Origin of the sequence: Pseudoroseomonas ludipueritiae (assembly GCF_014490445.1) — a bacterium.
Taxonomy (GTDB): Bacteria; Pseudomonadota; Alphaproteobacteria; order Acetobacterales; family Acetobacteraceae; genus Pseudoroseomonas; species Pseudoroseomonas ludipueritiae.
Genome location: NZ_JACTUZ010000017.1, coordinates 1 through 24,223, shown reverse-complemented (window position 1 = coordinate 24,223; position 24,223 = coordinate 1). Strand labels below are relative to the sequence as shown.

Annotated in this window: 16 protein-coding genes and 1 pseudogene; 10 read left to right on the top strand and 7 right to left on the bottom strand. The window is 69.7% G+C overall.

What is annotated here, in order from left to right; genetic code table 11:
• Positions 1–6 precede the first annotated feature (6 nt).
• The 6 genes from IBL25_RS06885 to IBL25_RS06860 all read right to left on the bottom strand — a co-directional run bounded on the left by IBL25_RS06885 (position 7) and on the right by IBL25_RS06860 (position 8,870).
• The gene (locus tag IBL25_RS06885; protein ID WP_238940258.1) at positions 7–741 is read right to left on the bottom strand and encodes an ABC transporter ATP-binding protein; all 735 of its coding nucleotides are present in this window, start codon (positions 739–741) and stop codon (positions 7–9) included.
• Entirely contained in the window at positions 738–1,571 is an 834-nt protein-coding gene (locus IBL25_RS06880) for an ABC transporter ATP-binding protein (RefSeq protein WP_275295959.1), read from the bottom strand. Before IBL25_RS06880 ends, IBL25_RS06885 begins: the two co-directional genes overlap by 4 nt.
• On the bottom strand, positions 1,571–2,881 hold the full coding sequence (gene livM, locus IBL25_RS06875) for a high-affinity branched-chain amino acid ABC transporter permease LivM (protein ID WP_187777819.1): 1,311 nt from the start codon (positions 2,879–2,881) through the stop codon (positions 1,571–1,573). The genes IBL25_RS06880 and livM overlap by 1 nt, the downstream gene beginning before the upstream one ends.
• Entirely contained in the window at positions 2,878–3,792 is a 915-nt protein-coding gene (locus tag IBL25_RS06870) for an ABC transporter permease subunit (RefSeq protein ID WP_187777818.1), read from the bottom strand. The genes livM and IBL25_RS06870 overlap by 4 nt, the downstream gene beginning before the upstream one ends.
• A gap of 366 nt (positions 3,793–4,158) precedes the next feature.
• Positions 4,159–5,319, bottom strand: a complete 1,161-nt coding sequence (locus IBL25_RS06865; protein WP_187777817.1) for an isovaleryl-CoA dehydrogenase — start codon at positions 5,317–5,319, stop codon at positions 4,159–4,161.
• A 5-nt stretch (positions 5,320–5,324) separates the two neighbouring features.
• Complete coding sequence (locus IBL25_RS06860) at positions 5,325–8,870, bottom strand: indolepyruvate ferredoxin oxidoreductase family protein (protein ID WP_202986705.1); 3,546 nt, start codon at positions 8,868–8,870, stop codon at positions 5,325–5,327.
• Positions 8,871–9,363: 493 nt separating this feature from the next.
• Here IBL25_RS06860 and IBL25_RS06855 point away from each other — a divergent pair, with 493 nt between their 5' ends.
• The 6 genes from IBL25_RS06855 to IBL25_RS06830 all read left to right on the top strand — a co-directional run bounded on the left by IBL25_RS06855 (position 9,364) and on the right by IBL25_RS06830 (position 15,746).
• On the top strand, positions 9,364–10,710 hold the full coding sequence (locus IBL25_RS06855) for a TrkH family potassium uptake protein (RefSeq protein ID WP_187777815.1): 1,347 nt from the start codon (positions 9,364–9,366) through the stop codon (positions 10,708–10,710).
• The gene (locus IBL25_RS06850) at positions 10,703–11,371 is read left to right on the top strand and encodes a potassium channel family protein (RefSeq protein ID WP_187777814.1); all 669 of its coding nucleotides are present in this window, start codon (positions 10,703–10,705) and stop codon (positions 11,369–11,371) included. Before IBL25_RS06855 ends, IBL25_RS06850 begins: the two co-directional genes overlap by 8 nt.
• Before the next feature lie 122 nt (positions 11,372–11,493).
• Positions 11,494–12,414 (top strand): dienelactone hydrolase family protein, encoded by a 921-nt coding sequence (locus tag IBL25_RS06845; RefSeq protein WP_202986704.1) that lies wholly within the window; start codon positions 11,494–11,496, stop codon positions 12,412–12,414.
• Between the two features lie 85 nt (positions 12,415–12,499).
• A complete protein-coding gene (locus IBL25_RS06840) occupies positions 12,500–13,621 on the top strand; it encodes a DNA glycosylase AlkZ-like family protein (RefSeq protein ID WP_187777813.1) in 1,122 nt (373 codons plus the stop codon).
• Positions 13,618–13,827, top strand: a complete 210-nt coding sequence (locus IBL25_RS06835; protein WP_187777812.1) for a recombinase family protein — start codon at positions 13,618–13,620, stop codon at positions 13,825–13,827. The genes IBL25_RS06840 and IBL25_RS06835 overlap by 4 nt, the downstream gene beginning before the upstream one ends.
• Positions 13,828–14,123: 296 nt before the next feature.
• Positions 14,124–15,746, top strand: coding sequence for an ABC-F family ATP-binding cassette domain-containing protein (locus tag IBL25_RS06830; RefSeq protein ID WP_187777811.1), 1,623 nt, complete (start codon positions 14,124–14,126; stop codon positions 15,744–15,746).
• Positions 15,747–15,772: 26 nt separating this feature from the next.
• On the opposite strand, the gene IBL25_RS06825 is transcribed toward IBL25_RS06830, so the two are convergent.
• Positions 15,773–18,106 (bottom strand): FdhF/YdeP family oxidoreductase, encoded by a 2,334-nt coding sequence (locus IBL25_RS06825; protein ID WP_187777810.1) that lies wholly within the window; start codon positions 18,104–18,106, stop codon positions 15,773–15,775.
• 157 nt (positions 18,107–18,263) lie between these two features.
• Here IBL25_RS06825 and IBL25_RS06820 point away from each other — a divergent pair, with 157 nt between their 5' ends.
• The 4 genes and pseudogenes from IBL25_RS06820 to IBL25_RS06805 all read left to right on the top strand — a co-directional run.
• Positions 18,264–19,976, top strand: a complete 1,713-nt coding sequence (locus tag IBL25_RS06820) for an ABC transporter transmembrane domain-containing protein (protein ID WP_187777809.1) — start codon at positions 18,264–18,266, stop codon at positions 19,974–19,976.
• Positions 19,973–22,123 (top strand): peptidase domain-containing ABC transporter, encoded by a 2,151-nt coding sequence (locus tag IBL25_RS06815; protein ID WP_187777808.1) that lies wholly within the window; start codon positions 19,973–19,975, stop codon positions 22,121–22,123. Before IBL25_RS06820 ends, IBL25_RS06815 begins: the two co-directional genes overlap by 4 nt.
• Positions 22,120–23,490: an HlyD family type I secretion periplasmic adaptor subunit gene (locus IBL25_RS06810; RefSeq protein ID WP_187777807.1), complete on the top strand. Its 1,371-nt coding sequence runs from the start codon at positions 22,120–22,122 to the stop codon at positions 23,488–23,490. Before IBL25_RS06815 ends, IBL25_RS06810 begins: the two co-directional genes overlap by 4 nt.
• Before the next feature lie 60 nt (positions 23,491–23,550).
• Positions 23,551–24,223 (top strand): annotated as a pseudogene (locus tag IBL25_RS06805) (hypothetical protein); the annotation flags it as partial.

Genomic DNA, 24,223 nt, shown 5'->3' with positions numbered 1-24,223 from the left:
CCGATCTCAGTGGCCGCCCAGATAGGCGTCGCGCACTTCCGGCCGCGCCAGCAGCTCGCGCCCGGTGCCGGACATGGTGATCCGTCCGGTGACCAGCACATAGCCCCGGTGAGCCAGCCGCAGCGCCTGGTTGGCATTCTGCTCCACCAGCAGCACCGTCAGCCCCGTCTCCGCATTCAGCTTGCGGATGGCCTGGAAGATCTGCCGCGAGACCAGCGGCGCCAGGCCAAGCGAAGGCTCGTCCAGCAGCAGCAGGCGCGGGCGTGACATCAGGGCGCGGGCAATGGCCAGCATCTGCTGCTCGCCGCCCGAGAGCGTGCCGGCGCGCTGCGCCTCCCGCTCCTTCAGCCGGGGAAAAAGAGCAAATGCCTGTTCCAGTCCCGGGCCGGGGTCGATGCCCAGGCTTTGCGCGCCCATCAGCAGATTTTCATGCACGCTCATGCGCGGAAAGACGCGGCGCCCTTCCGGCGACTGCGCGATGCCGCCGCGCATGATGTGATGCGTCGGCCGTTCCGTGATGTCCTGGCCATCGAAGATGACGCGGCCGGAGCGCGCGCGCGGGTCGCCGCAGATGGTCATCAGCAGCGTGGATTTCCCCGCGCCATTGGCGCCGATCAGCGTGACGATCTCGCCCGGCGCCACGCTGATGGAAACGCCCTTCAGCGCCTCGATCGCGCCATAGAAGGTGGAGACATCCCGAATCTCGAGCAAGGGGCCGGTTTCCGGCAATGGCATGCTCATGCCGCGCTGTCCTCACCCTCGTCCTCGTCGCCCTCGCCCAGATAGGCGGCGATCACCTTGCTGTCGGCGCGGATGGCGGCGGGCACGCCATCGGCGATCTTGCTGCCATGGTCCAGCACCACGATCTGGTCGGAAATGCCCATCACCACGCCCATGTCATGCTCGATCAGCAGGATGGAGCAGGGGGCCGCGCCTTCCGCCGCGCGGCCATCGCGGATGGCGCGCAGCAATTCGCCCAGCGCCACGGATTCACGTGGGTTGAGGCCGGCCGCAGGCTCATCCAGGCAGAGCAGCGTGGGTTCGGTGCACATGGCGCGCGCAATCTCCAGCCGCCGCTGCGCGCCATAGGGCAGGCTGCCCGCCGGGTCGTCGGCACGGTCGATCAGCCCGCAGGCTGCCAGCCAGGCGGTGGCGCGGCCGATGGCCGCCTGTTCCGCCGCCTTGTAGCCGGAAAGGCCCAGCACGGCGCCGATGCCGAAGCCGGTTGCGGCCATCAGTCGGCGATGTTGCGCCACCAGCAGATTCTCCAGCACCGTCATGCCACCGAAGAGGCGGACGTTCTGGAAGGTGCGGGCCACACCGGCGCGTGCGATGCGGTGCCCGGCCAGGCGGTGCAGCGCTACGTCCTGCCCGCCATGGTGCAAGGTCAGGCTGCCGCCGGTGGGCCGGTAGAAGCCGGTGATGCAGTTGAACATCGTCGTCTTGCCGGCGCCATTGGGGCCGATGACGGCGGTGATGGCGCCCTGCGCGGCAACAAAGGAAACCTCCCTCACCGCCATCAGGCCGCCGAAGCGCATGGTCAGGTTCTCGACCGTCAGGATGGGCGTCATCAGCCGCGCCCCTCGGCCACCATGGCGGCGCTGATGGTTCGCTTCTCGCCCAGCGCCACGGAAGGCGTGCGGCTGCCGACCAGCCCGCGCGGCTTCCAGATCATGATCAGCACCATGGCGCCGCCGAAGACCAGCATGCGCCATTCCTGCAGATCGCGGAACACCTCGAAGCCGCCGATCAGCACCAGCGCCGCGATGGCGACGCCGAGCTGGCTGCCGAGCCCACCCAGCACCACGATGGCCAGGATGATGGCGCTTTCGATGAAGGTGAAGGATTCCGGGCTGATGAAGGCCTGCCGGGTGGCGAAGAAGGCGCCGGCGAAGCCGCCGAACATGGCGCCCAGCGCGAAGGCGGTCAGCTTGGTGGTGGTGATGTTGATGCCAAGGGAGCGGCAGGCGATCTCATCCTCCCGCATCGCTTCCCAGGCGCGGCCGAGCGGCTGGCGGCGGAGCCGCAGCGTGACCCAGTTGGTCAGCAGGGCGAGGGCCAGGATGAGGTAATAGAGGAAGACCACGCGATGCGTAGGGCTCGGCTCCAGCCCGAAGAAATCGGCAAAGGAGCCGGGGCCGCCCCCGGCGGTGAAGGCCAGTCCGAAGAAGGAAGGGCGGGGAATGCCGGAGATGCCGTTGGGCCCGCCAGTCAGCTCCACCCAGTTCAGCAGGACCAGCCGGATGATCTCGCCGAAGCCGAGCGTGACAATGGCGAGGTAGTCGCCCCGCAGCCGCAGCACGGGAAAGCCCAGCAGGACGCCCCAGAAGGCCGCGAGAATGCCCGCCAGCGGCAGGCAGACCCAGAAGGAGAGGCCGAAATACTGCGCCAGCAGCGCGTAGGAATAGGCGCCCACCGCGTAGAAGGCGACATAGCCGAGGTCCAGCAGCCCCGCGAGGCCGACTACGATGTTCAGCCCCCAGCCCAGCATCACATAGGTCAGCACCAGGATGCCGAGGTCCAGCTCATAGCGCCCGATGCCGGGAATAACCGGCAGCAGCAGGGCCAAGAGCAGCAGCGCGGGCGCGGCATAGCGGCCGAGGCGCAGCATCGGCCCGGCGAGGCGCTTCTGCACCGAAGGCCCATGCCGCCCCGCCCGCCATTCCTGCCAGAGCCGGATCAGGAAGCGCCCGGTGAAGACAATGGCCATCAGCAGCAGCACATCGGTCCAGCGGGTGCGCAGGAAGAGCGCGCCGGTGGGGCCCACATCCGTCCGCAGCCCCACCATGGGCAGGAAGAGCCCGGCCGCGATCACCGCCGCCAGCCCCGCATCCTTCAGCGCGGCGCCCAGAGGGGGGCGCCGGGTCTGGGCCAGGCTCATACCTTCTCCACCTCGGCGCGGCCCAGCAGGCCCGTCGGCATGAAGATCAGCGTCAGGATCAGGATGGAGAAGGCGGCGACATCCTTGTACTGCACGCTGAAATAGGCGGACCAGAAGGTCTCGATCAGCCCGATCAGCAGCCCGCCCAGCACGGCGCCCGGCAGGCTGCCGATGCCGCCCAGCACAGCGGCGGTGAAGGCTTTCACCCCCACCAGGAAGCCGATGTAGAAGTCAATCACGCCGTAGCGCAGCAGGTACATGGTGCCGGCGACGGCGGCCAGGGCCGCGCCGATGACGAAGGTGATGCTGATGGTGCGGTCGGTATCGATGCCCAGCAGGCTGGCCATGCGCCGGTCCTGCTCGCAGGCGCGCATGGCGCGGCCCAGCGGCGTCTTGGTCACCAACCAGGTGAAGACGCCCAGGATCACCAGCGTCGTCACGATGATCAGGATCTGCATGGTGGAGAGCTGCACGGCGAAGGTGCCGTCCTGCATCAGCGTGAAGCCGCCCTGCACCACCGGCTCGATGGGCTTCACCCGGGCGCCCTGCGCCACCTGCACGTAGTTCTGCAGCACGATGGACATGCCGATGGCCGAGATCAGCGGCGCCAGGCGGAAGGAGCCGCGCAGCGGGCGATAGGCGATGCGCTCCACCGTCCAGCCGTAAAGGGCGGTGAAGGCCATGGAAAGGGCCAGGACCAGCACAATGGCCGCCGGCCCGTCCAGCATGCCGCCGGAGGTGATCAGCAAGAGGCCGATGAGGGACAGAAAGGCACCGACCATGAAGATATCGCCATGGGCGAAATTGATCATGCCGATGATGCCATAGACCATGGTGTAGCCGATGGCGATGAGCCCGTAGATCATTCCGAGCGAGACGCCGTTGATGAGCTGCTGCAGCGCGTAGGCCAAACGATACGTCCCTCTTCCCGGTTCGAAGCTTCTTTTGGAAAGCCTAGTCTCGGGCACGAGGGGTTGTGAAGGGAGATTGCGGGGCCACCCTGCCGCTCCGGCGCGGCCGGGAGCGAATCGGCACCCGGGCCTCGCGGGTGGCGAAGAAACATGGGCCGGGCGTCCGGCGGAATTTGCCTCTTGCAAGGTGGGGCGCGTGCTTTGCAGAGCGGGCTTGGGTATTCTCCAGCGTCTGGCTTCCGGTTTCCTCAAGGCGTTTCGGTCATTGCTCCGCCTGTATTGGTGGTGCCTGATGCATGAGTGTGCCCTTCCCGAAAGGGAAGAGTGAAGCAGAAGCCATGCTTTGGTAGCATGAGGCGGTGCCTGTCAGGCGCCCTCGCAGAACAATTCGCGGCCAATCAGCATGCGCCGGATCTCGGAAGTGCCGGCGCCGATCTCATAAAGCTTGGCATCGCGCAGCAGCCGCCCCGTGGGGTAGTCGTTGATATAGCCATTGCCGCCCAGGGCCTGGATGGCCTCCAGCGCCGCCCAGGTCGCCTTCTCGGCGGCGAAGAGGATCGCCCCCGCGGCATCCTTGCGCGCCGCCTGGCCGCGGTCGCAGGCACGGGCCACGGCATAGACATAGGCCCGCGCGGCACTGGACACGGTATAGAGATCGGCGATCTTTGCCTGCATGAGCTGGAAGCTGCCGATCGGCTGGCCGAACTGTTCACGCTCCCGCACATAGGGCAGCACCACGTCCAGGCAGGCCTGCAGGATGCCGAGCGGCCCGCCCGCCAGCACGGCGCGCTCATAATCCAACCCGCTCATCAGCACGTTCACGCCACGCCCGACCTCGCCGAGCACATTCTCCGCCGGCACCTCGCAGTCCTGGAAAACCAGCTCGCAGGTATTGGAGCCGCGCATGCCGAGCTTGTCGAGCTTCTGCGCGGTGGAGAAGCCCGCGAAACCCTTCTCGACCAGGAAGGCGGTGATGCCGCGCGGCCCGGCCTGCGGGTCGGTCTTGGCATAGACCACCAGCACATCCGCGTCGGGGCCATTGGTGATCCACATCTTGTTGCCGTTCAGCCGGTAGCGGTCGCCATGCCGCTCCGCCCGCAGGCGCATGCTGACGACATCCGATCCAGCGCCCGGCTCGCTCATGGCCAGGGCGCCGACATATTCACCGGAGATCAGGCCCGGCAGGTAGCGGCGCCGTTGTTCCTCGGTCCCGTTGCGGCGGATCTGGTTGACGCAGAGATTCGAATGCGCGCCATAGGAAAGGCCGACGGAGGCGGAGGCGCGGCTGATCTCCTCCATCGCCACCACATGCTCCAGATAGCCCATGCCGGCGCCGCCATAATCTTCCTCGACGGTGATGCCGAGCAGGCCGAGGCTGCCGAACTTGCGCCAGAGATCGGCGGGGAAGTTGTTGCTGGCGTCGATCTGGGCCGCGCGGGGCGCGATCTCGGCGGCGGCGAAGCGCGCGACCTCGGCGCGCAATGCCTCCACGGTCTCGCCGAGACCGAAATCCAGGCCCATCATCATGCCGCTCATCCCCTCATCAGCACGGGCGCTTCCGGCACCCGCTCCCCGCCATCGTCCGGGTGTTCCTCCCGGCGGCGGAATTCCTCCAGCAGGCTGGCTGCCCGGCGCAGAGCGTGCTCGGCATGCCGCCGGCGGATTGGGCCATAGCCGCGGATCTGCTCCGGCAGCGCGGCAAGCTCCACGGCCAAGGCATGGTTGCCCGGATGCAGCGCGGCGATCAGCTCCTCCACCAGCCGCTCGTATTCCAGGAGCAGGCGCTGGTTCAGCCTGTGGTCCTCGGTGAAGCGGAAGGGATCGAGGGCCGTGCCCCGCAGGCGCCGCAGCCGCGCCAGCAGCCGGAAGCCATGCAGCACCCAGGGGCCGAAGGCACGCTTGCGCGGCTCGCCGGTGGCGGGGTCGGGCCGGGACCAGAGCGGCGGCGCCAGATGGAAGACAAGGCGATAGTCGCCCTCGAAGCTCTGGCCCAGCCGCTCCAGGAAGCCGGTCTCGGCATGGAGGCGCGCGACCTCGTATTCGTCCTTGATGGCGAGCAGCTTGTAATGGCCTCGCGCCACGGCCTCGGCGAGGCCCTCATGGCCCGGCGCCCTGGCCGCTTCCGCCTCCCGTACCCGCCGCACCAGCTCGGCATAGCGGCGCGCGTAGCGGGCATCCTGATAGGCGGTCAGTTCCACGACGCGGCGGGCCACCACCTCGTCCAGGCTGGCGGAGAGCCTGAGGTGCTCCGGCAGGGCCTCCGGCGGCGTGGCCAGCCGCTCCACGGCGGGAAGGTCGAGCGCCGCCCGCCGGCCCCAGAGGAAGGCGGCCTGGTTCATCTCCACCGCCGCGCCATTCATCTCGATCGCCTGGAGGATGGAGGCGGCGGAGAGGGGCAGCAGCCCCTTCTGGTAGGCATAGCCAACCATGAAGAGATTGGCGGCGATGGAATCCCCCAGCAGCGCCGTCGCCAGCCGGGTGCCCGGCACGAACTCCGCCCGGCCCGGCCCGGCCGCCTCCGCGATCTGTTCCTCGATGGCGGTGAGCGGGAATTGCGGGTCGCGCACCGTGGCGACATCGCCCGTCCTGGCCTGGGCGGCAAAGCCGCGGACGAAGTCGCTGGTGACGGAGAAGTCGCTGTTGACCACGGCGCGCGTCGCGCCCGCATGCAGCTTGGCGAGGGATTCATCCGCGGCGGCCACGATGATGTCGCAGCCCAGCAGCAGGTCTGCCTCGCCCGAGGCGATGCGTGAGGCATGGATCAGCTCCTGCCGCGCCGCGACCCGGATATGCGACCAGACCGGGCCGCCCTTCTGCGCCAGCCCGGCCATGTCCAGCACCGAGGCGCCCTTGCCTTCCAGCGTGGCGGCGGTGCCCAGCAGGGCACCGATGGTCACCACACCCGTGCCGCCGACGCCAGCCACCAGGATGCCATAGGGGCGGCCATCCGGGCGGGTCTCAGGCTCCGGCAACTCTCCGAAGCCGTCGCCCGCTACTGGCGCGGAGGTCTGCCCCTTGCGCGGCCTGCCGCCTTCCACGGTGACGAAGCTGGGGCAGAAGCCTTCCAGGCAGGAGAAATCCTTGTTGCAGGTGGATTGGTCGATGGCGCGCTTGCGGCCGAACTCGGTCTCGACCGGCACCACCGACATGCAGTTGGACTTGGCGGAACAATCGCCGCAGCCTTCGCAGACGCGGTCGTTGATGACGACGCGCCGCGCCGGGTCCGGCATCAGCCCGCGCTTACGGCGGCGGCGCTTCTCGGCCGCGCAGGTCTGGTCGTAGACGAGCACGGAAACGCCGGGATATTCGCGCAATTCCCGCTGCACGGCATCGAGGTCTCGCCGGTGCCGCACTGGCACATCCGCCGGCAGGCTGCTGGCGGGATGCCGCGCGGGATCATCCGTCACGACGACAATGCGCCCGATGCCTTCCGCCCGCACCTGATGCACGATCTCCGGCACCGTCAGCGTGCCCTCGACCGGCTGGCCCCCGGTCATGGCCACGGCGTCGTTGACCAGGATCTTGTAGGTGATGGGCGCCTTGGCCACGACCGCCTGGCGGATCGCCAGCAGCCCGGAATGGGAATAGGTGCCGTCGCCCAGGTTGGCGAAGACATGCTTCGTCTCGGTGAAGGGCGCCTGGCCGATCCAGGGCACGCCCTCGCCGCCCATCTGGCTGAAGGTGCGCGTCTGGTCCGGGTTCAGCCACAGCGCCATGTAGTGGCAGCCGATGCCGGCCAGGGCGCGGCTGCCCTCCGGCACGCGGGTGGAGGTATTGTGCGGGCAGCCGGAGCAGTAATGCGGCACGCGCGGCACGGTGGGATGCGGCCGCGCCAGCGCCGCTTCCTTGGCGGCGAGGAAATCCAGGCATTCCCGGATGCGCTCGCTGGTATGGAAACGCTCGATGCGGCGGGCGATGACACGCGCGATCAGCGCCGGCGTCAGCTCACCGGCGGCGGGAAGCTGCCAGACGCCGCCAGGAAGGTCCCATTCGCCCTTCTCGTCGTATTTTCCGGTGACCTTGGGGCGCACGTCCTCGCGCCAGTTGTAGAGCTGTTCCTTGAGCTGGTATTCGATGACCTGGCGCTTTTCCTCGACAACCAGGATCTCCTCCAGCCCTTCGGCGAAGTGGCGCACGCCCTCGCCATCCAGCGGCCAGGTCATGCCGACCTTGTAGACCCGCAGCCCGATCTCCGCCGCCAGCGCCGCGTCGATGCCGAGCGCATCCAGGGCCTGGAGCAGGTCCAGGTAGGATTTGCCGCTGCTGATGATGCCGAAGCGCGCGCGGGGGCTGTCCATCACCACCCGGTTGAGGTGGTTGGCCCGCGCATAGGCCATGGCCGCGTAAACCTTCCAGTGCTGCAGCCGGTATTCCTGCTCCAGCGGCGGGTCGGGCCAGCGGATGGACAGGCCGCCCGGCGGCATCTCGAAATCACCCGGCAGCCGGGTCTCGACGCGGTGCGGGTCCAGCAGGACGCCGGTGGAGGTCTCGACGATGTCGGTCAGGGCACGCAGGCCCACCCAGCAGCCGGAGAAGCGGGACATGGCCCAGCCATGCAGGCCGAGATCCAGCAGCTCCTGCACCCCCGCCGGGTTCAGCACCGGGATCATGGAGGCGGCGAAGACATGGTCGCTCTGATGCGGCAGGGAGGAGGACTTGGCGCCGTGGTCGTCGCCCACCACGGCCAGCACGCCGCCGTGGCGGGAGGTGCCGGCGGCATTGGCATGCTTGAAGACATCCACGCTGCGGTCGGCGCCAGGGCCCTTGCCGTACCACAGGCCGAAGACGCCATCATGCTTCGCGCCGGGAAAGAGGTTGACCTGCTGGCTGCCCCAGACGGCGGTCGCCGCCAGGTCCTCGTTGAGCCCCGGCTGGAAATGGATGTGGTGCTCGGCGAGCTGCTTCCCCGCCTTCCACAGCGCCTGGTCGAGGCCACCGAGCGGCGAGCCGCGATAGCCGGAGATGAAGCCGGCGGTATCCAGCCCGGCCGCGGCGTCCCGCAGCCGCTGCAGCATCGGCAGCCGCACCAGCGCCTGGATTCCCGACAGGTAGGTGAGCCCTGGGCCTGCCTGAAGCATGGGCTCCGGAGGCCGGATGCCGGGGGTGGTCATCGCGCGCCCCGCCATGATGAGGCTTGAAGGTATCCCGGACCTGGCGAGGATGGCCGGGACTGTCCTCCGGCAGGGGCGGGCAACACGCCCATGCCAGCGCCGCTCCAACCCGGAGCCTGGCTCTCCGGCATGGCTTCCGGATGCGTCACGGGCATCGCTGGCCTCTCCTCCTCGGCCGGGTCTTGTGCCGGCTCGGCTCGCGCTGGCGCGACGGGCAGCACCATCATGGCGAGAAACCAGAAAGAAGCGAAACCCTGGATAGGGCCTACATGCATATGTGAAGTGCCGGCCGGCGCAGCACATCCCCGCGCTGCGAAATACGCCGCCAAGAAGCCCACGGCGCCTTGTGCCGCATCGAGGCCGAAGCGTTGAGGAACTGGCTAGCGTTAGGTATCCGCCTGTCCGGGCTGGCTGGCGTCGGCGGGCCTGACCTCGTACTGCGGATGCCGGTTGCCCGACCATGAACAGCGAGAACAGGAACGCAGCGATCCGCACCTTCCGACACCCCGCGCGGCTGCTGCCGCTCGCTTTCCTGCTGGCCATCCTGCTGGGCACCGCGCTGCTGATGCTGCCGGCGGCGCGGCCAGGGCCCGAGGGCGCCTCGCTCCTGGCGGCCGCCTTCACCGCAACCTCGGCGGTCACCGTCACCGGCCTGGCGGTGCGGGATACCGGCACCTATTGGTCGGGCTTCGGCCAGGCCGTGATCGTGGCGCTGTCGCAGCTCGGCGGCCTTGGCATCATGAGCGGCGCGACGCTGCTGGGCATGCTGGTCACCCGCCGCCTCAGCCTCAGCACCCGCCTGCTGGCCCAGGCCGAGATCCGGGTGCTGGCGCTGGGCGACGTGCTGGGGGTGCTGCGGCTGATCCTGCTGATGGCGCTCTGCGTCGAGGCCGCCACGGCCATGGTGCTGGCGCTGCGGCTGCGCTTCGGTCATGGCCTCGGCTGGGCGGAGGCGCTGTGGAGCGGCACCTTCCATGCCGTCGGCGCCTTCAACAATGCCGGCTTCTCGCTCTACCCCGATGGCCTCATGCGCTTCGCGGCGGACCCGCTGGTGCTGGGGCCGCTGATGCTGGCGGTGACGGTGGGCGGCCTCGGCTTTCCCGTGGTGGCGGAGCTGCTGCGGGCGCCGGCGCGCCTGTCCCTGCACAGCCGCCTGACGCTGCTGGGCACGGCGGGGCTGCTGCTGCTCGGCACCCTTGGCGTGCTGGCCTTCGAATGGAGCAACCCGCGCACGCTGGGCGGGCTGGAGGAGGGCCCCCGGCTGCTGGGCGCCGCCTTCCATTCGGTGATGACCCGCTCCGGCGGCTTCAATGCCGTGGATACCGGGCAGATGACGCCGGGCAGCCTGGTGCTGAGCTACCTTCTGATGCTGATCGGCGGTGGCAGTGCCGGCACGGCGGGGGGCATCCGCGTCACCACCTTCCTGGTGCTGGGGCTGATCGTCTGGGCCGAGGTGCGCGGCGACCCCGATGTCACCGCCTTCCGGCGCCGCATCCCGGCCGATCTGCAGCGGCAGGCGCTGACGGTGGCGACGCTGGCCGCCACCACCGTGGCCCTCGCCACCCTGGCGCTGCTGGCCATGACGGACCTGCCCACCGATGCCCTGCTTTTCGAGGTCATCTCGGCCTTCGCCACGGTGGGGCTCTCCACCGGCATCACCGGCACGCTGCCGCCGGCCGGGCAGGCCTTGCTGATGTTGTTGATGTTCGTCGGCCGTGTCGGCACCGTGACCGTCGTCACCGCCCTGGCGCTGCGCGGCGCGCGCCGGCTCTACCGCTACCCAGAGGAGCGCCCCATCGTTGGCTAAGACCACAGGTTTCACGGATGGCGTCGCGGTGATCGGGCTGGGCCGCTTCGGCGGCGCGGTCGCGGAATCGCTGCTGCGGCTCGGGCATGACGTGCTCGGCATCGATGAGAGCGGCGCGCTGGTGCAGCAATGGTCGGACCGGCTGACCCATGTGGTGCAGGCCGATGCCACCAATGGGGATACGCTGCGCTCCCTCGGCGTGCATGAATTCAGCCATGCCATTGTCGGCATCGGCACGGATATCGAGGCCAGCGTGCTGACGGTGCTGGCGCTGAGTGAGCTGGGCGTGCCGGATATCTGGGCCAAGGCGCTGGGCGACAAGCATGGCCGCATCCTGGAGCGCACCGGCGCCCACCACGTGATCTACCCCGAGGCGGCGATGGGCGAGCGTGTCGCGCATCTGGTCACCGGCAAGATGATGGACTTCATCGAGTTCGACGACGGCTATGCCATCGTCAAGACCTGCGCGCCGCGCGAGGCCGTGGGGCGCACCCTGGCCGAATGCGCCTGGCGCAGCCGCCACGGCGTCACGGTGGTGGGGGTCAAGCGGCCGCGCGCCGAATTCGAGCCGGCCTTGCCGGAGACGCGCATCCGGGAGGGCGACCTGCTGATCGTCGCCGGTGCCACCGAAAAGGTGGAGGCCTTCGCCGCCAAGACCTGAGCCCGGCCAACGACGCGGCGGTTGCGGAAGCCCGGCGGCCTTCGTTAGCGTCTTCTCAAATCCGGCGGAGGTCTTGGGCCGCATGCGTGGATCACCCGCCGCAGCCAGGAGGAGAACCAGGGATGCCCGATCTGCCGGATACCGGGGCGCCGCTCCCCATGCCCGGGGCGCTGACGCAGGCGGAGATCGACCAGCGTGTCTTCGATCTCTACGACGAATACTGCCATGGGCGGATCGACCGCCGCACCTTCCTGCAACGCTCGGCGGTGGTCACGGCCGGCGGCCTGGCCATGGCCCAGGCGCTGCTGCCTCGCTACGCGCAGGCGCAGACCGTCTCCTTCACCGATGAGCGGATCAAGCCCAGCTACGTCACCTATCCCTCGCCCGGCGGCACCTCCGGCACCATGCGGGGCTATCTGGTGCAGCCCAGCGGCACGGGGCCTTTCCCCGTTGTGCTGGTGATCCACGAGAACCGGGGGCTGAACCCCTATATCGAGGATGTGGCGCGGCGCGCGGCGGTGGCGGGCTTTCTGGCCCTGGCGCCGGACGGGCTCTTCCCCGCCGGCGGCTATCCCGGCAATGACGATGACGGGCGGGCGCTGCAGGCGAAGCTGGATCAGGGCAAGCTGCGCACGGATATGCTCAACAGCGCCCGCTACCTGAAGGCGCATGCGCTGTCTTCCGGCAAGCTGGGCGTCACCGGCTTCTGCTGGGGCGGCTCCACCACCAATGCCCTGGCCGGATTGCTGGGGGAGGAGATGCAGGCCGGCGCCCCCTTCTACGGCGCCGCCGCCGACCCGGCCCTGGTGCCCCGGATCAAGGCCGCCCTGCTGGTGCATTATGCCGAGCATGACGAGCGCATCACCAGCATGTGGCCGGCTTATGAGCAGGCGCTGAAGGCCAGCGGCGTGCGCCATGAGGCGCATGTCTATCCTGGCACCCAGCACGGCTTTCACAACAATTCGACGCCCCGCTACAACGAGGCCGCCGCCAGGCTGGCCTGGGAGCGCACGGTGGCCTTCTTCCGGGAGCACCTCGCCTGAGGCGGTAACGGCGCGGCGGGCAGGGCGCCGCTGATCCGCGCCCCATTGCCCGCCATGCTCAGGGCTGCCACCTTGCCGGCCGACCATGACCACCGGCACCACATTGGAGCAGCTCCGGGCCAGGGCACGCCTGGCAACGCTGTTTCCTCCCACCACGCTGAGCGGTGCCCTGCAACGGCTCGGCTTTGTGCAGGCGGACCCGATCCGTGCCCCGGCACGGGCCCAGGACCTGATCCTGCGGCAGCGCGTCCAGGGCTACCGCGCCGGGGATCTCGACCGCGCCTTTACCCGCATGGGGCTGGAGGAGGATTTCCTCTACGCCTATGGTTTCATGCCGGGCGAGACGCGCCACCTGCTGCACCCGCGCCCCGACCTGCAAGGCCCCGCCGGCACCCATGCCCCCGCCGGCCTCGCCGCCGAGGTGCTGGACTTTGTGCGGCAACACGGCCCTACCCATCCGCGCGACCTGGAGGAGCGCTTCGGCCGCGAGCGCGCGGTGAATGGCTGGGGCGGCTTTTCCAAGGCCACCACGCTGGCGCTGGAAAGCCTGCACCATTTTGGCCTGCTGCGCGTGGCGCACCGGCGCGACGGCATCCGTATCTATGCCCCGGCCCCCGCGCCGCCGCCACCGGCCGAGGCGGCGGACCGGGCACGGCAGGCGGTGCTGCTGGTGGCACGTGTCCTGGCCCCGGTGCCGGCACCCAGCCTGCGCGGCGCCCTGGCCCTGGTGGCAAGGCGCAACCCCGGCCTGGGCCCGCTGGCCCCGGTTGTCACCGCCGCCCTGAAGGCGGGGGAGCTGGAGCGGGCCAGCGTGGACGGCGAGCAGTACCTCTGGCCGGCGGCGGAGAATGACTGGCGCGACCGCCCGGTGCCGCGCGACGTGCGCCTGCTGGCACCCTTCGACCCGCTGGTCTGGGACCGCCGGCGCTTCGAGCATCTCTGGGGCTGGGGCTACCGCTTCGAGGCCTATACCCCGCCGCAGCAGCGGCAGTTCGGCTATTATGCCTTGCCGCTGCTCTGGGGCGATGCGGTGATCGGCTGGGCCAATGCCACGCTGGTGGAGGGCAGGCTGCGGGTGGTGCCGGGCTATGCCACCCGCGCGCCCCGCAGCCAGGCTTTCCAGCGAGCGCTGGAGGCTGAGATGGCACGGCTGGAGCGCTTCCTCACGCCTCGGAAAACGGGGCGGCGGCAGGACGAGGACGAATGACCACGCCAAGGCAAGCCGCTGCCACGCCCGGCGCCGGCCATGCCGCGACGGTGGCGGCGATCCGCGCGATGCGGCGGCAGGGCGCCTCGCTGGCCCAGATCGCCTATGCCTTGCGGGAAACCGGCGCCAGCGCGCCCGGCGGCGGCGCCTGGACCACCAAGGTCATCGCCAGGGTGCTGAAGCAGAAGTCCGGCGCGGGCAGCTAAAGACCGGCCACGATGTAGTCCTGCTCAATGGCGACGGGGAAAATCTCCGCCCGCAATGCCGGCCCCGCGGGCGCCGCGCCGCCAGCCGGACAAGCCCTGGTGCGGATGCCGATCCCCAGCCAGGCCAGGGGCCGCGCAGGGATATGGCCAAAGGCGGCCCAAAATATCCCGGGTGTCAAAGCCCGAAAGGGATGCGCGGCAGCGCTTCCGGTTGACGGCGGGCGGCGGACGTGGTCTCGGACGCCCCTTCTTCCACGGCGCCCGCGCGCCATCACTGTCCAGGCGCCCCAGTCTCCATGATCCGGCTCGACTCCATCAGCAAGCAGAACGGCCAGCAGCTTCTCTTCATCGAGGCTTCCGCCGCCCTCCAGAAGGGGGAGAAGGTCGGCCTCGTCGGCCCCAACGGGGCGGGCAAGACCACGCTCTTCCGCATGATCACGGGGCAGGAGCAGCCGGACGAGGGCCAGGTGCTGGTGGACCGCGGCGTCAGCATCGGCTTCTTCAGCCAGGATGTGGGCGAGATGTCCGGCCGCAGCGCCGTGGCCGAGGTGATGGAGGGCGCCGGCGCCGTCAGCGAGGTGGCGGCCGAGCTGGCCTCCCTGGAAGCCGCGCTGGCGGACCCGGAGCGGGCGGATGAGATGGAGGCGCTGATCGAGCGCTTCGGCGAGGTGCAGGGCCGCTTCGAGGAAATGGGCGGCTATGCGCTGGAAGGCCGGGCGCGCGAGGTGCTGGCCGGTCTCTCCTTCAGCCAGGAGATGATGGATGGCGATGTCGGCGCGCTGTCCGGCGGCTGGAAGATGCGCGTGGCGCTGGCCCGCATCCTGCTGATGCGCCCCGACGTGATGCTGCTGGACGAGCCGAGCAACCACCTGGACCTCGAGAGCCTGATCTGGCTGGAGCAGTTCCTGAAGGGCTATGACGGCGCGCTGCTGATGACCTCGCACGACCGCGAGTTCATGAACCGCATCATCAACAAGATCATCGAGATCGACGGCGGCAGCCTGACCTCCTATTCCGGCGACTACGAATTCTACGAGGCGCAGCGCGCCATGGCCGAGAAGCAGCAGCAGGCGCAGTTCGAGCGCCAGCAGGCGATGCTGGCCAAGGAGATCAAGTTCATCGAGCGCTTCAAGGCGCGCGCCTCGCATGCCTCGCAGGTGCAGAGCCGCGTGAAGAAGCTGGAGAAGATCGACCGTGTGGAGCCGCCGAAGCGGCGCCAGGTGGTGGCCTTCGAGTTCCAGCCGGCGCCGCGCTCCGGCGAGGACGTGGTGAACCTGAAGAATGTCCACAAGCGCTACGGCAGCAAGGTCATCTACGAGGGGCTGGACTTCCTGGTGCGCCGCCGCGAGCGCTGCTGCGTGCTGGGCACCAATGGCGCCGGCAAGTCCACGCTGCTGAAGCTGGTGGCGGGCACGGCCGAGCCGGACGAGGGCACCGTCTCCGTCGGCGGCAGCGTGAAGATGGGCTATTTCGCGCAGCACGCCATGGAAATGCTGGATGGCGACCACACGGTGTTCGAGGCATTGGAAGATGCCTTCCCACGCGCCCCGCAGGGCTCGCTGCGCGCGCTGGCCGGCTGCTTCGGCTTCTCCGGCGACGAGGTGGAGAAGAAGTGCCGCGTGCTCTCGGGCGGCGAGAAGGCGCGGCTGGTGATGGCCAAGATGCTCTACGACCCGCCGAATTTCCTGGTGCTGGACGAGCCGACCAACCACCTGGACATGGCCACCAAGGAAATGCTGATCACGGCGCTGTCGCAATACGAGGGCACCATGCTCTTCGTCTCGCATGACCGGCATTTCCTCGCGGCCCTGTCCAACCGGGTGCTGGAACTGACGCCGGAGGGCATCCACCAGTATGGCGGCGGCTATACCGAATATGTCGCCAGCACCGGCCAGGAAGCGCCCGGCCTGCATAGCTGAGGCCGGGCGGGCCCGGCACCCGCCCCTCAGGCCGGGCGGGTGCTGTGACCCGGCGGCTCCCGCAGGGGCGCGCGGAGGATGCCATCCTCCGCCCTGATCCGCACCGGCACCGATTTCGCCGCCGGCGTCTTCGATTGCTCGTCGTGGTGCGACAGGGGAATGAGCGGGTTCATTTCCGGGTAATAGCCGCCGATGCAGCCATCCGGCAGCGAGAAGGGCGTGACCACCAGCCCGTGGACGCGGCGGTCCACGCCATCCTCCGCATCGCTGAGCAGCGAGACGACCTGCCCTTCCCGCAGGCCCGCGCGCTGGATGTCGCCCGGGTTCATCAGCAGCACGTCCCGCGTGCCCTCGATGCCGCGCAGCCGGTCGCTGTAGCCGTAGATGGTGGTGTTGAACTGGTCGTTGCTGCGCATGGTGATGAGGCGGAAGCGGCCGGGCGCATCCTCGAAGCCGGTGGCCGACATGGTCTTGGGCGCAGTGAACTCGGCCTTGCCGGACTTGGTCTTCCAGATCCGCTCCCGCGCCGAATTGCCGCGGTAGAAGCCGCCGGGCGTGAAGAGGCGCTTGTTGAAGTCACGGAACTCATCCGGATAGGTTTCCGCGATCTGGTCGCGGATCAGCGCGTAGTCGCGCACCCAGTCGTCCCAAGGCACCTTGTTGTTCAGCGGCAGCGTCGCCTTGGCCATGCCGGCGACGATGGCAACCTCTGAGCGCAGATGCTCGCTGGCCGGCTTGCGCCGCGCGACCGAGCCATGGATGCAGCTGAAGGTATCCTCCATGCTGACGGCTTGCGGACCGCTGGCCTGGATATCCTCCTCGGCACGGCTGAGGCAGGGCAGCAGATAGGCCACCTCGCCATGCACCAGATGGCTGCGGTTGAGCTTGGTAGCCACCTGCACCGTCAGGCGCATCCGCGTCCAGGCCTGCTCCATCCGGTCGCGCTCCGGAATGGCGCGGACGAAATTGCCGCCGAGGCCGATAAAGGCGCGCACCTTGCCCGAGAGGATGCCCTCGCAGGTTTCCACCGTGTTCAGGCCCTTGTCGCGCGGCGGCTTGAAGCCGAACTGCTTGGCCAACTTGTCGAGCGGCACCAGCTCCGGCTTCTCCGAAATGCCGACGGTGCGCTGCCCCTGCACGTTGGAATGGCCCCGCACGGGGGAGATGCCGGTGCCGTCGCGGCCGATATTGCCCTTGAGCAGCAGCAGGTTCACCAGCATGGCGATATTCTCGAAGCCATGGGCGTGCTGGGTCAGGCCCATGCCATAGATGCCGATGGTGCGGTCGGATTCCACATAGACCTGTGCCGCGCCCTCGATGGCTTCCCGCGTCAGGCCCGACTGCGCCACGATCTCGGACCAGGGCATGGCGCGCACCTGCGCCTCGAAGGCGGCGAGGCCACGGGTGTGGCTCTGAAGGAAATCCGCGTCCAGCACGCGGCGGCCCTTCTTTTGCGCCGCGTCATCGGCGGCGAAGACATGCTTGCAGAGGCCCATCAGCACCGCGATGTCGCCGCCGGGCCGGACCTGGTGATACTGGCTGCTGATCCGCGTTTCCTTGCCGGTCAGCATCTCCAGCGGGTTCTGCGGGTTGGTGAAGGTTTCCAGCCCCTTCTCCCGCACCGGGTTGAAGGTGATGATCTTCACGCCCCGCTTGGCGGCCTCCTGTAGCGGATGCAGGAAGCGCGGGCTGTTGGAGCCGGTATTCTGGCCGAAGAAGAACATGCAGTCGCAACTGGAGAGGTCGTCGAAGACGACGGTGCCGACGCTGGCGCCAATCACCTGCTTCAGGGCCACCGAGGTGGTCTCATGGCACATGTTGGAACTATCGGGCAGGTTGTTGTGCCCGTAGAGGCGAGCGAAGAGCGCGTAGAGATAGGAGGTCTCCAGGCTGGCGCGGCCGGAGGAATAGAAAACCGCCGATTTCGGGTCCAGCGCGCGCAGTTCCCGGCCGATGGCATGGAAGGCCTCGTCCCAGCCGCAGGGCAGGTAACGGTCCGTGGCGGCATCATAGCGCAGGGGGTGGGTCAGCCGCCCCTGCTGCTCCAGGTCGTAGTCCTTCCAGCCGCGTAACTCGGCCAGCGTGTGCTGGGCGAAGAAGTCTGGCGTACAGCGGCGGCTGGTCAGGTCCCAGAGCGTGGCCTTGGCGCCATTCTCGCAGAACTCGAACTGGTGCGGGCTGGCCGGCTTGGCCCAGGAACAGGAGACGCACATGAAGCCGCCCGGCTTGTTCTGGCGCATCAGCGTCTCGATCGCCAGCGGGGTAGCCCATTCCTTGCCGAAGACACTGGAAATGCCGCGCAACGAGCCCCAGCCGCCGGATGGGCCGTCGTAATGGACGGTGCCGTCTTCCTGTGCCATCGCCTGCGCTCCCAATAACCTGCAAAACAAGTCTGACGCGGCGCGGGCGGCGGAAGTTGCATGCTTCCAGGCCTTGGAACCTGTGATCCTCTTCATGCGCCGTTAATGATGCGGATGCTTTGAAGAAGCCCTGGTTCAACGATCAGGTGTCCGAGGCATGTCCGATGTCACGCTCCCGTCGCGCACCGCGCCGGATACCGGGCCCGACCTGTGGCTGACGCGCCCCATCGGCAGCGTCATCCGCCGCTTCGGCGCCGCCTTTCTGCTGCCGGTGGCGCTGGCGACGCTGCTGGTGGCGCTGCTGGCGCTGGCGCTGCCGGTGATGCTGCTGCAGGTCTATGACCGCGTGCTGCCGAACTTGGCGGTGGACACGCTGACGATGCTGGCGCTGGCGGTGGCTTCCGCCATCCTGCTGGAAGCGGTGCTGCGGCATGTCCGCAGTCGTATCCTGGCACGCGTCGCCGCCACATCGGAGGCGCGGACGCACCGGCAGGCCATGCAGCGCCTGCTCAATGCGCCGCTGGCCGGGCTGGAAGCACACGGCAACGGCTATTACGTGGAGCGGCTTTCCGCCATCGGCACGCTGCGCGATGCCTGGTCCGGCCCCGCCTTGCAGGCGATGCTCGACCTGCCTTTCGCGCTGCTCTACCTGCTGGGCATGTGGTATCTCGCCGGGCCGCTGGTGCTGGTGCCGGTGGCGCTGCTGGCGGGCATCGCGCTGCTGGCGGCCCTGACCGGACGGCGGGTGCGCGGCGCCGCCCAGGCGCTGGCCCTGGCCGAGGAACGCCGCTTCAACTTCCTCTTCGACACCCTGCATGGCATCAACGCCATGAAGATCCTGGGCGCCGAGCCCTTGCTGGAGCGCCGCTATGAGCGGTTGCAGAACGGCTCCGCCCAGCTTCGCCGCGCGCTGGGGAAGGCGACCTGGGCGGGCCAGGAAGGCGGGCTGTTGCTGGCCCAGGCGGCCACGGTCGGCGTCGCCGCCTTCGGCTGCCAGATGGTGCTGGCGGGGCAGCTCAGCGTCGGCGGCCTGGGCGCCTGCACCATGCTGGTGGGCCGCACCATGCAGCCGCTGCTGGGCGGCATCGCGCTCTGGTCCCGCCTGCAATCCCTGGCGGAAAGCCGCCGCCGCGTGGCCGAGATCGCCGCCCTGCCGCAGGAGCGCCGGCCCGGCCGCCCGGCGCTGGAACTCGGCCAGGGCGCGGTGCAACTGCGAGAGCTGCGCTTCCGCACGCCCGGCCATCGCGGCTGGCTGTTCGACCGGCTGACACTGGACCTGCGCGCTGGCGAGGTCCTGGGCATCACCGGCGCCAATGGTTCCGGCCGTTCCAGTCTGCTGCGGCTGATGGCGGGCGACCTGCGGCCGGACGAGGGCAGCGTGCTGATCGATGGCCAGGACCTCGCGCGGGCCGATATCGGCCCGGTGCGCCGCCTGGTCGCGCTGGTGCCGCCGGATGTGGCGCTGGTGCGCGGCACGCTGCTGCAGAACCTGACGCTGCACCAGTCGCATCTGGAAGGCACGGCGCTGCGGCTGGCGGCGGAGCTGGGGCTGGACCATGTGGCCTCGCTGCTGCCAGGCGGCTGGCACACGCAGGTGGGGATCGCCGCCATGCCGCTGCCGCGCGGCGCGGTGCAGCGCATCGGCGTGGTGCGGGCGCTGGTCGAGAAGCCGCGCATCCTGCTGCTGGACGATGTCACCACGCAGATCGACACGGATGGCGACCTGCGCCTGGCGCGGCTGCTGGCGGCGCTACGCGGCAATGTGACGGTGGCGATCGTCACGCACCGCCGCTCGGTCCTCGGCGTCGCGGACCGTGTGCTGGAGATCCGCGACGGCCGCCTTCAGGCGGCGGCGGAACCCCCGCGATGAGCCTGCTGGGGGATGAGCGCCCGCGCCGGCCGCTGGCGCTGCCGGAGGCGCTGCTGGCGCCTTCCGATCTGGCGCGCTGCCTGACGGCGATGCTCTGGGTGCTGGAATGGACCGGTGGCGCCGACGACCTGCTGGCGGCGCTGCCGCATGCCAAGCCGGAGATCGACCTCACCGACCTGCGCAACACCCTGGCGCTGCTGGGCTATCCGACACGGCTGGAGCGGCTGCGGCGCGGCGGGCTGGACCCGCGCCTGCTGCCGGCCATCCTGCTGCCGCCCGGCCAGCCCGCCGCCGTGGTTTATGCCAATGAGCAGGGCCAGGTGCTGCGCCTCGACGGTGCCTCGGGCCAGGCGGTGCCCTGCTCGGCGGAAAGCCTGCGTGGCGCCCTGCTGCGGCCGGTGCCGCTGCCGGAAGTGCCGCCGCGCCAGAACTGGTTCGCCGGCCTGGCACGGCGCTTCCACGGCGACCTGCCGGCGCTGCTGGGCATCAGCGGGCTGATGGCGCTGCTGGGGCTGGCGGTGCCGGCTTTCACCATGGCGGTCTTCGACACCGTCATCGCCGGCCACAGCCCCGGCACGTTGCCGATGCTGGCGCTGGGCGTGGCGGCGGCGGTGCTGATGGAGCTCGCCTTCCGTGGCATCCGCCAGCGTGCCCTGCTGCGCATCGGGGAGCGGCTGGACCGGCTGGTCTCCAATGCCGTCTTCACGCAACTGATGTCGCTGCCGACGGCGCTGGTGGAGCGCGCCGGCACGGCCTCCCAGGTCTCGCGGCTGCGCGACTTCGCCACCATCCGCGAGTTCCTGACAGGCAGCTTCGCCGTCGCGGTGCTGGACCTGCCCTTCACGTTGCTGGTGATGCTGCTGATGCTGGCCCTGGGCGGCTGGATCGCGCTGGTGCCGCTCGGCACAGTGCTGGGCTTCGCGCTGCTCTTCCTCATCTCCCGCCCCGCCTTGCGCCGCGCCATCGCCGGCGCCGCGCGCGCCACCCAGGCGCGGGAGGCCCTGGCGGTGGAGGCGCTGGAAGCGGCCCGCACCCTCAAGCTCGCGGGCGCGGAGGAACGCTGGATCGAGCGCTACGCCGCCGCCGCCGCCACGGCCGCCATGGCTTCCGCCCATGCCGGCACCGTCTCCGGCGCCGTGCTGGTGGCCAGCCAGGCGCTGGTGACGCTCTCCGGCCTCGCGGCGGCGGTGACAGGGGTGCTGGCGGTCTTTTCCGGCGCCATGAGCGCGGGGGCGCTGATCGCCGGCATGATGCTGATCTGGCGCGTGCTGGGGCCCTTGCAGACCGGCTTCACCATGCTCTCCCGCTGGGAGCAGACCCAGGCCTCGATCCGCCAGGTGGATGGGCTGATGACGCTGGAAAGCGAACGCCCCAGCCTGCTGGAAGCGCGCATGGCGCCGCCGGAGCGGGGTGCCATCGTCTTCCACCGTGTCACGTTGCGCTATCTGCAACAGGCCGAGCCGGTGCTGGCCGGCGCCTCCTTCACCATCCGCCCGGGCGAGGTGGTGGCGGTGATCGGCGCCGAGGGCGCGGGCAAGTCCAGCCTGCTGCTGCTGGTGGCCGGGCTCTACCGGCCACAGGGCGGCGTGGTGCGGATCGACGGGCATGACGTGCGCGCCTTCGACCCCGCCGTGCTCCGCCGCAGCATCGGCTGGGTGCCGCAGAAGCCGGAGCTGCTCTATGGCACGGTGGCGCAGAACCTGCGGCTGGCGCATCCCACCGCTTCCGATGCCGCGTTGCGCCAGGCCGCCGCCGAGGCCGGGGTGCTGGAGGCGATCGAGACGCTGCCGGAGGGTTTCGACACCCGTGTCGGCGATAACCACAGCGGCCATCTGCCGCGCTCCATCCTGCTGCGCATCGCCCTGGCCGGCGCGCTGCTGCGCGATGCGCCGATCCTGCTGCTGGATGAGCCGGTGGCGGGCCTCGACGATGCCTGCGCCAAGGCCTTCACCGATGTCATCGCCGCCCGCCGGGGCCGCTGCACCATCCTGATGGCCACCCACCGCCCCAGCCATATGCGGCTGGCCGACCGCGTGCTGCGCGTGCGGGACGGGCAGGTGGAGGAGGTGGAGCAACCCGCGCCGATCCCGCTGAACACGCCGCGCGTGACGCGCAGGCCGGTCTTCAACCCGCGCGGAGCCGGATGATGCCGCTTTCCTCGCCGCCCGAGGCCATTCCGGCCACCTCATCGCTGCCGCCGCTCTTGCCCCGCGCCAGCCGCCGCCCGCGCCCTGACAGCCATGTGCTGGCGCTGGAGGAAGTGCGTGTCCATGGGCTGGAACGTGCCGTGGTGCTGGGCGCCGCACTGCTGGTGGCCGTGGCGCTGGGCTGGGCCGCCGTCACCCGTGTGCCGGAGGTGGCGGTGGGGCGCGGCGACCTCGTGCCCATGGCCTCGCCGGCGCCGGTGCAGCACCTGGAAGGCGGCATTGTCGCCCAGGTGCTGGTGCTGGAGGGCGAGACGGTGGAGGCCGGCCAGCCGCTGCTGCGCATGAACGACGTGGCGGTGCGGGCGGAACTGGAACAGGCGCGGCTGCGGCTGGAGTCTTTGCAGATGCAGGCGCAGCGCCTGGCCGCCGCCGCCGAGGGCGATGCCCGTGGCATGCCACCGCTGCCCGCCGGCACCTTCCTGCTGCCGCAGCGCGCGGCGCTGGAAGCCAGGCTGCGCGCCCTGGCCGATCGCCGCGCCGTGCTGCGGGAGCAGGTGGCGCAGCGGCGCAGCGACCTCGCCACCCTGCGCGGACAGGCGGTGGCGCTGGAGCAGCAGGTGGCGCTGCATGCGCGCGAACTGGAAACGCGCGAGGACCTGGCACGCAGCGGCCTGACCACGCGGCTGGCGGTGCTGGAAGCACGGCGGCTGCTGATGGGCGCCACCGCCGAGCGTGACCGGCTGCGCGGCCAGCATGCCGCCGCCCAGCGCGCCCTGGCCGAGGCGGAAGCCCGTGTCACCGAGCTGCAATCCACCGCCGCCGATGAGGCGCGGCGGGAAGCCGCCCATGTGGCGCTGGAGATCGCGGAAACCGCCGAGGCCACACGGCGGCTGGCGGAACGGGCGGAGCGCACGCTGCTGCGCGCGCCTATCGCCGGCATCCTGCGCGGCATGGCGGTGCATCGCCCGGGCACGGTGCTGCAACCGGGCATGCTGGTGGGCGAGATCATGCCGCTGGATGCCGCCCTGGTGGCGGATGTGCGGCTGACACCACGCGATATCGGCTTCATCGCGCTGGGGCAGCCAGTGCATGTGAAGGTCGAGGCTTTCGACTACGCGCGTTTCGGCGTCATTGCCGGGCGGGTGGAGCGGATTTCCGCCGGCACCTTCCTCGATGAGCAGCGGCAGCCGCATTACCGCGCGCGCATCGCGCTGGAGCAGCAGCATCTTGGCCATGACGCGCGGCATGCGCGGCTGGTGGCGGGCATGACGGTCCAGGCGGACATCACCACGGGTACCAAAACGGTGCTGCAATACCTGCTGAAGCCGATCTATTCGGCAATGGCAGCGTCCTTTCACGAGCGCTGAAAAGGTATCCTCCCCATGGCCCAGCGGACGGACTCCAGGCCTTCCATTCCGGACTCCAGTGTGGTTGACGCGGAATCCCTGCGCGCGCTGCGCGCGGTGCAACGCATGCTGGTGCAGGGTGGTGACGGCGCGCCCGCATCGCTGGTGGGCGGCACCATTGCCACGGATGGAGCGGTGCCGGGGCAGGCGGAAGCGCATGGCGCCATGCCGGCTGCCGAAGGCATCGGCTTGCCGCCACTCCACGCCGCGCGTCTCGCGGCGGAAGCCCCGCTGCCCGAGAATGCCCATATCCAACCGGCGCCACTTTCGCTGACGGAACCTTCATCCTCCACCGCGCCATCGCCTTTGCTGACCCTGCGGATACCGGCCGCCGCTGAGACACCGGACCTTTCTTTCACCATGGCGCAGCCCCCGGATGGTCCGCTGCCCGATGCCGCGCCGCCAGGGGCGCCGGTGGTGGACATCAACGTGCAACCTCCTGCGGCGGTAGCAGGGCTTGAACCCGCCGCTGCTCCTTCTCTGCCCGTGGCGCCGAGGCCTGTGTCATCAGAGGCCGCAACGGTGCCAACCCCATCCCACGAATGGCCGGCCGAGCCATCGGCGGTGGCGCCGGAGGGGGTGGATACTCAGCACGCCATGCCCGAGACACCACCGCGCGAAGCGCCGGTGGTGCCAAACGAACCCAGCATGCCGGAGGAACCGGAGCCGGAAGAACCGCCGGTGGTGGTGCCGG

Excerpts from the sequence above, each read along its gene's own strand:
- IBL25_RS06880 (WP_275295959.1), bottom strand. The coding sequence starts at position 1,571 with ATGACGCCCATCCTGACGGTCGAGAACCTGACCATGCGCTTCGGCGGC.
- IBL25_RS06815 (WP_187777808.1), top strand. The coding sequence starts at position 19,973 with ATGAGCCTGCTGGGGGATGAGCGCCCGCGCCGGCCGCTGGCGCTGCCG.
- IBL25_RS06835 (WP_187777812.1), top strand. The coding sequence starts at position 13,618 with ATGACCACGCCAAGGCAAGCCGCTGCCACGCCCGGCGCCGGCCATGCC.
- IBL25_RS06845 (WP_202986704.1), top strand. The coding sequence starts at position 11,494 with ATGCCCGATCTGCCGGATACCGGGGCGCCGCTCCCCATGCCCGGGGCG.
- IBL25_RS06865 (WP_187777817.1), bottom strand. The coding sequence starts at position 5,319 with ATGATGATGGGCCTGGATTTCGGTCTCGGCGAGACCGTGGAGGCATTG.
- livM (WP_187777819.1), bottom strand. The coding sequence starts at position 2,881 with ATGAGCCTGGCCCAGACCCGGCGCCCCCCTCTGGGCGCCGCGCTGAAG.
- IBL25_RS06830 (WP_187777811.1), top strand. The coding sequence starts at position 14,124 with ATGATCCGGCTCGACTCCATCAGCAAGCAGAACGGCCAGCAGCTTCTC.
- IBL25_RS06885 (WP_238940258.1), bottom strand. The coding sequence starts at position 741 with ATGAGCATGCCATTGCCGGAAACCGGCCCCTTGCTCGAGATTCGGGAT.
- IBL25_RS06840 (WP_187777813.1), top strand. The coding sequence starts at position 12,500 with ATGACCACCGGCACCACATTGGAGCAGCTCCGGGCCAGGGCACGCCTG.
- IBL25_RS06855 (WP_187777815.1), top strand. The coding sequence starts at position 9,364 with ATGAACAGCGAGAACAGGAACGCAGCGATCCGCACCTTCCGACACCCC.
- IBL25_RS06825 (WP_187777810.1), bottom strand. The coding sequence starts at position 18,106 with ATGGCACAGGAAGACGGCACCGTCCATTACGACGGCCCATCCGGCGGC.
- IBL25_RS06810 (WP_187777807.1), top strand. The coding sequence starts at position 22,120 with ATGATGCCGCTTTCCTCGCCGCCCGAGGCCATTCCGGCCACCTCATCG.
- IBL25_RS06820 (WP_187777809.1), top strand. The coding sequence starts at position 18,264 with ATGTCCGATGTCACGCTCCCGTCGCGCACCGCGCCGGATACCGGGCCC.
- IBL25_RS06860 (WP_202986705.1), bottom strand. The coding sequence starts at position 8,870 with ATGCTTCAGGCAGGCCCAGGGCTCACCTACCTGTCGGGAATCCAGGCG.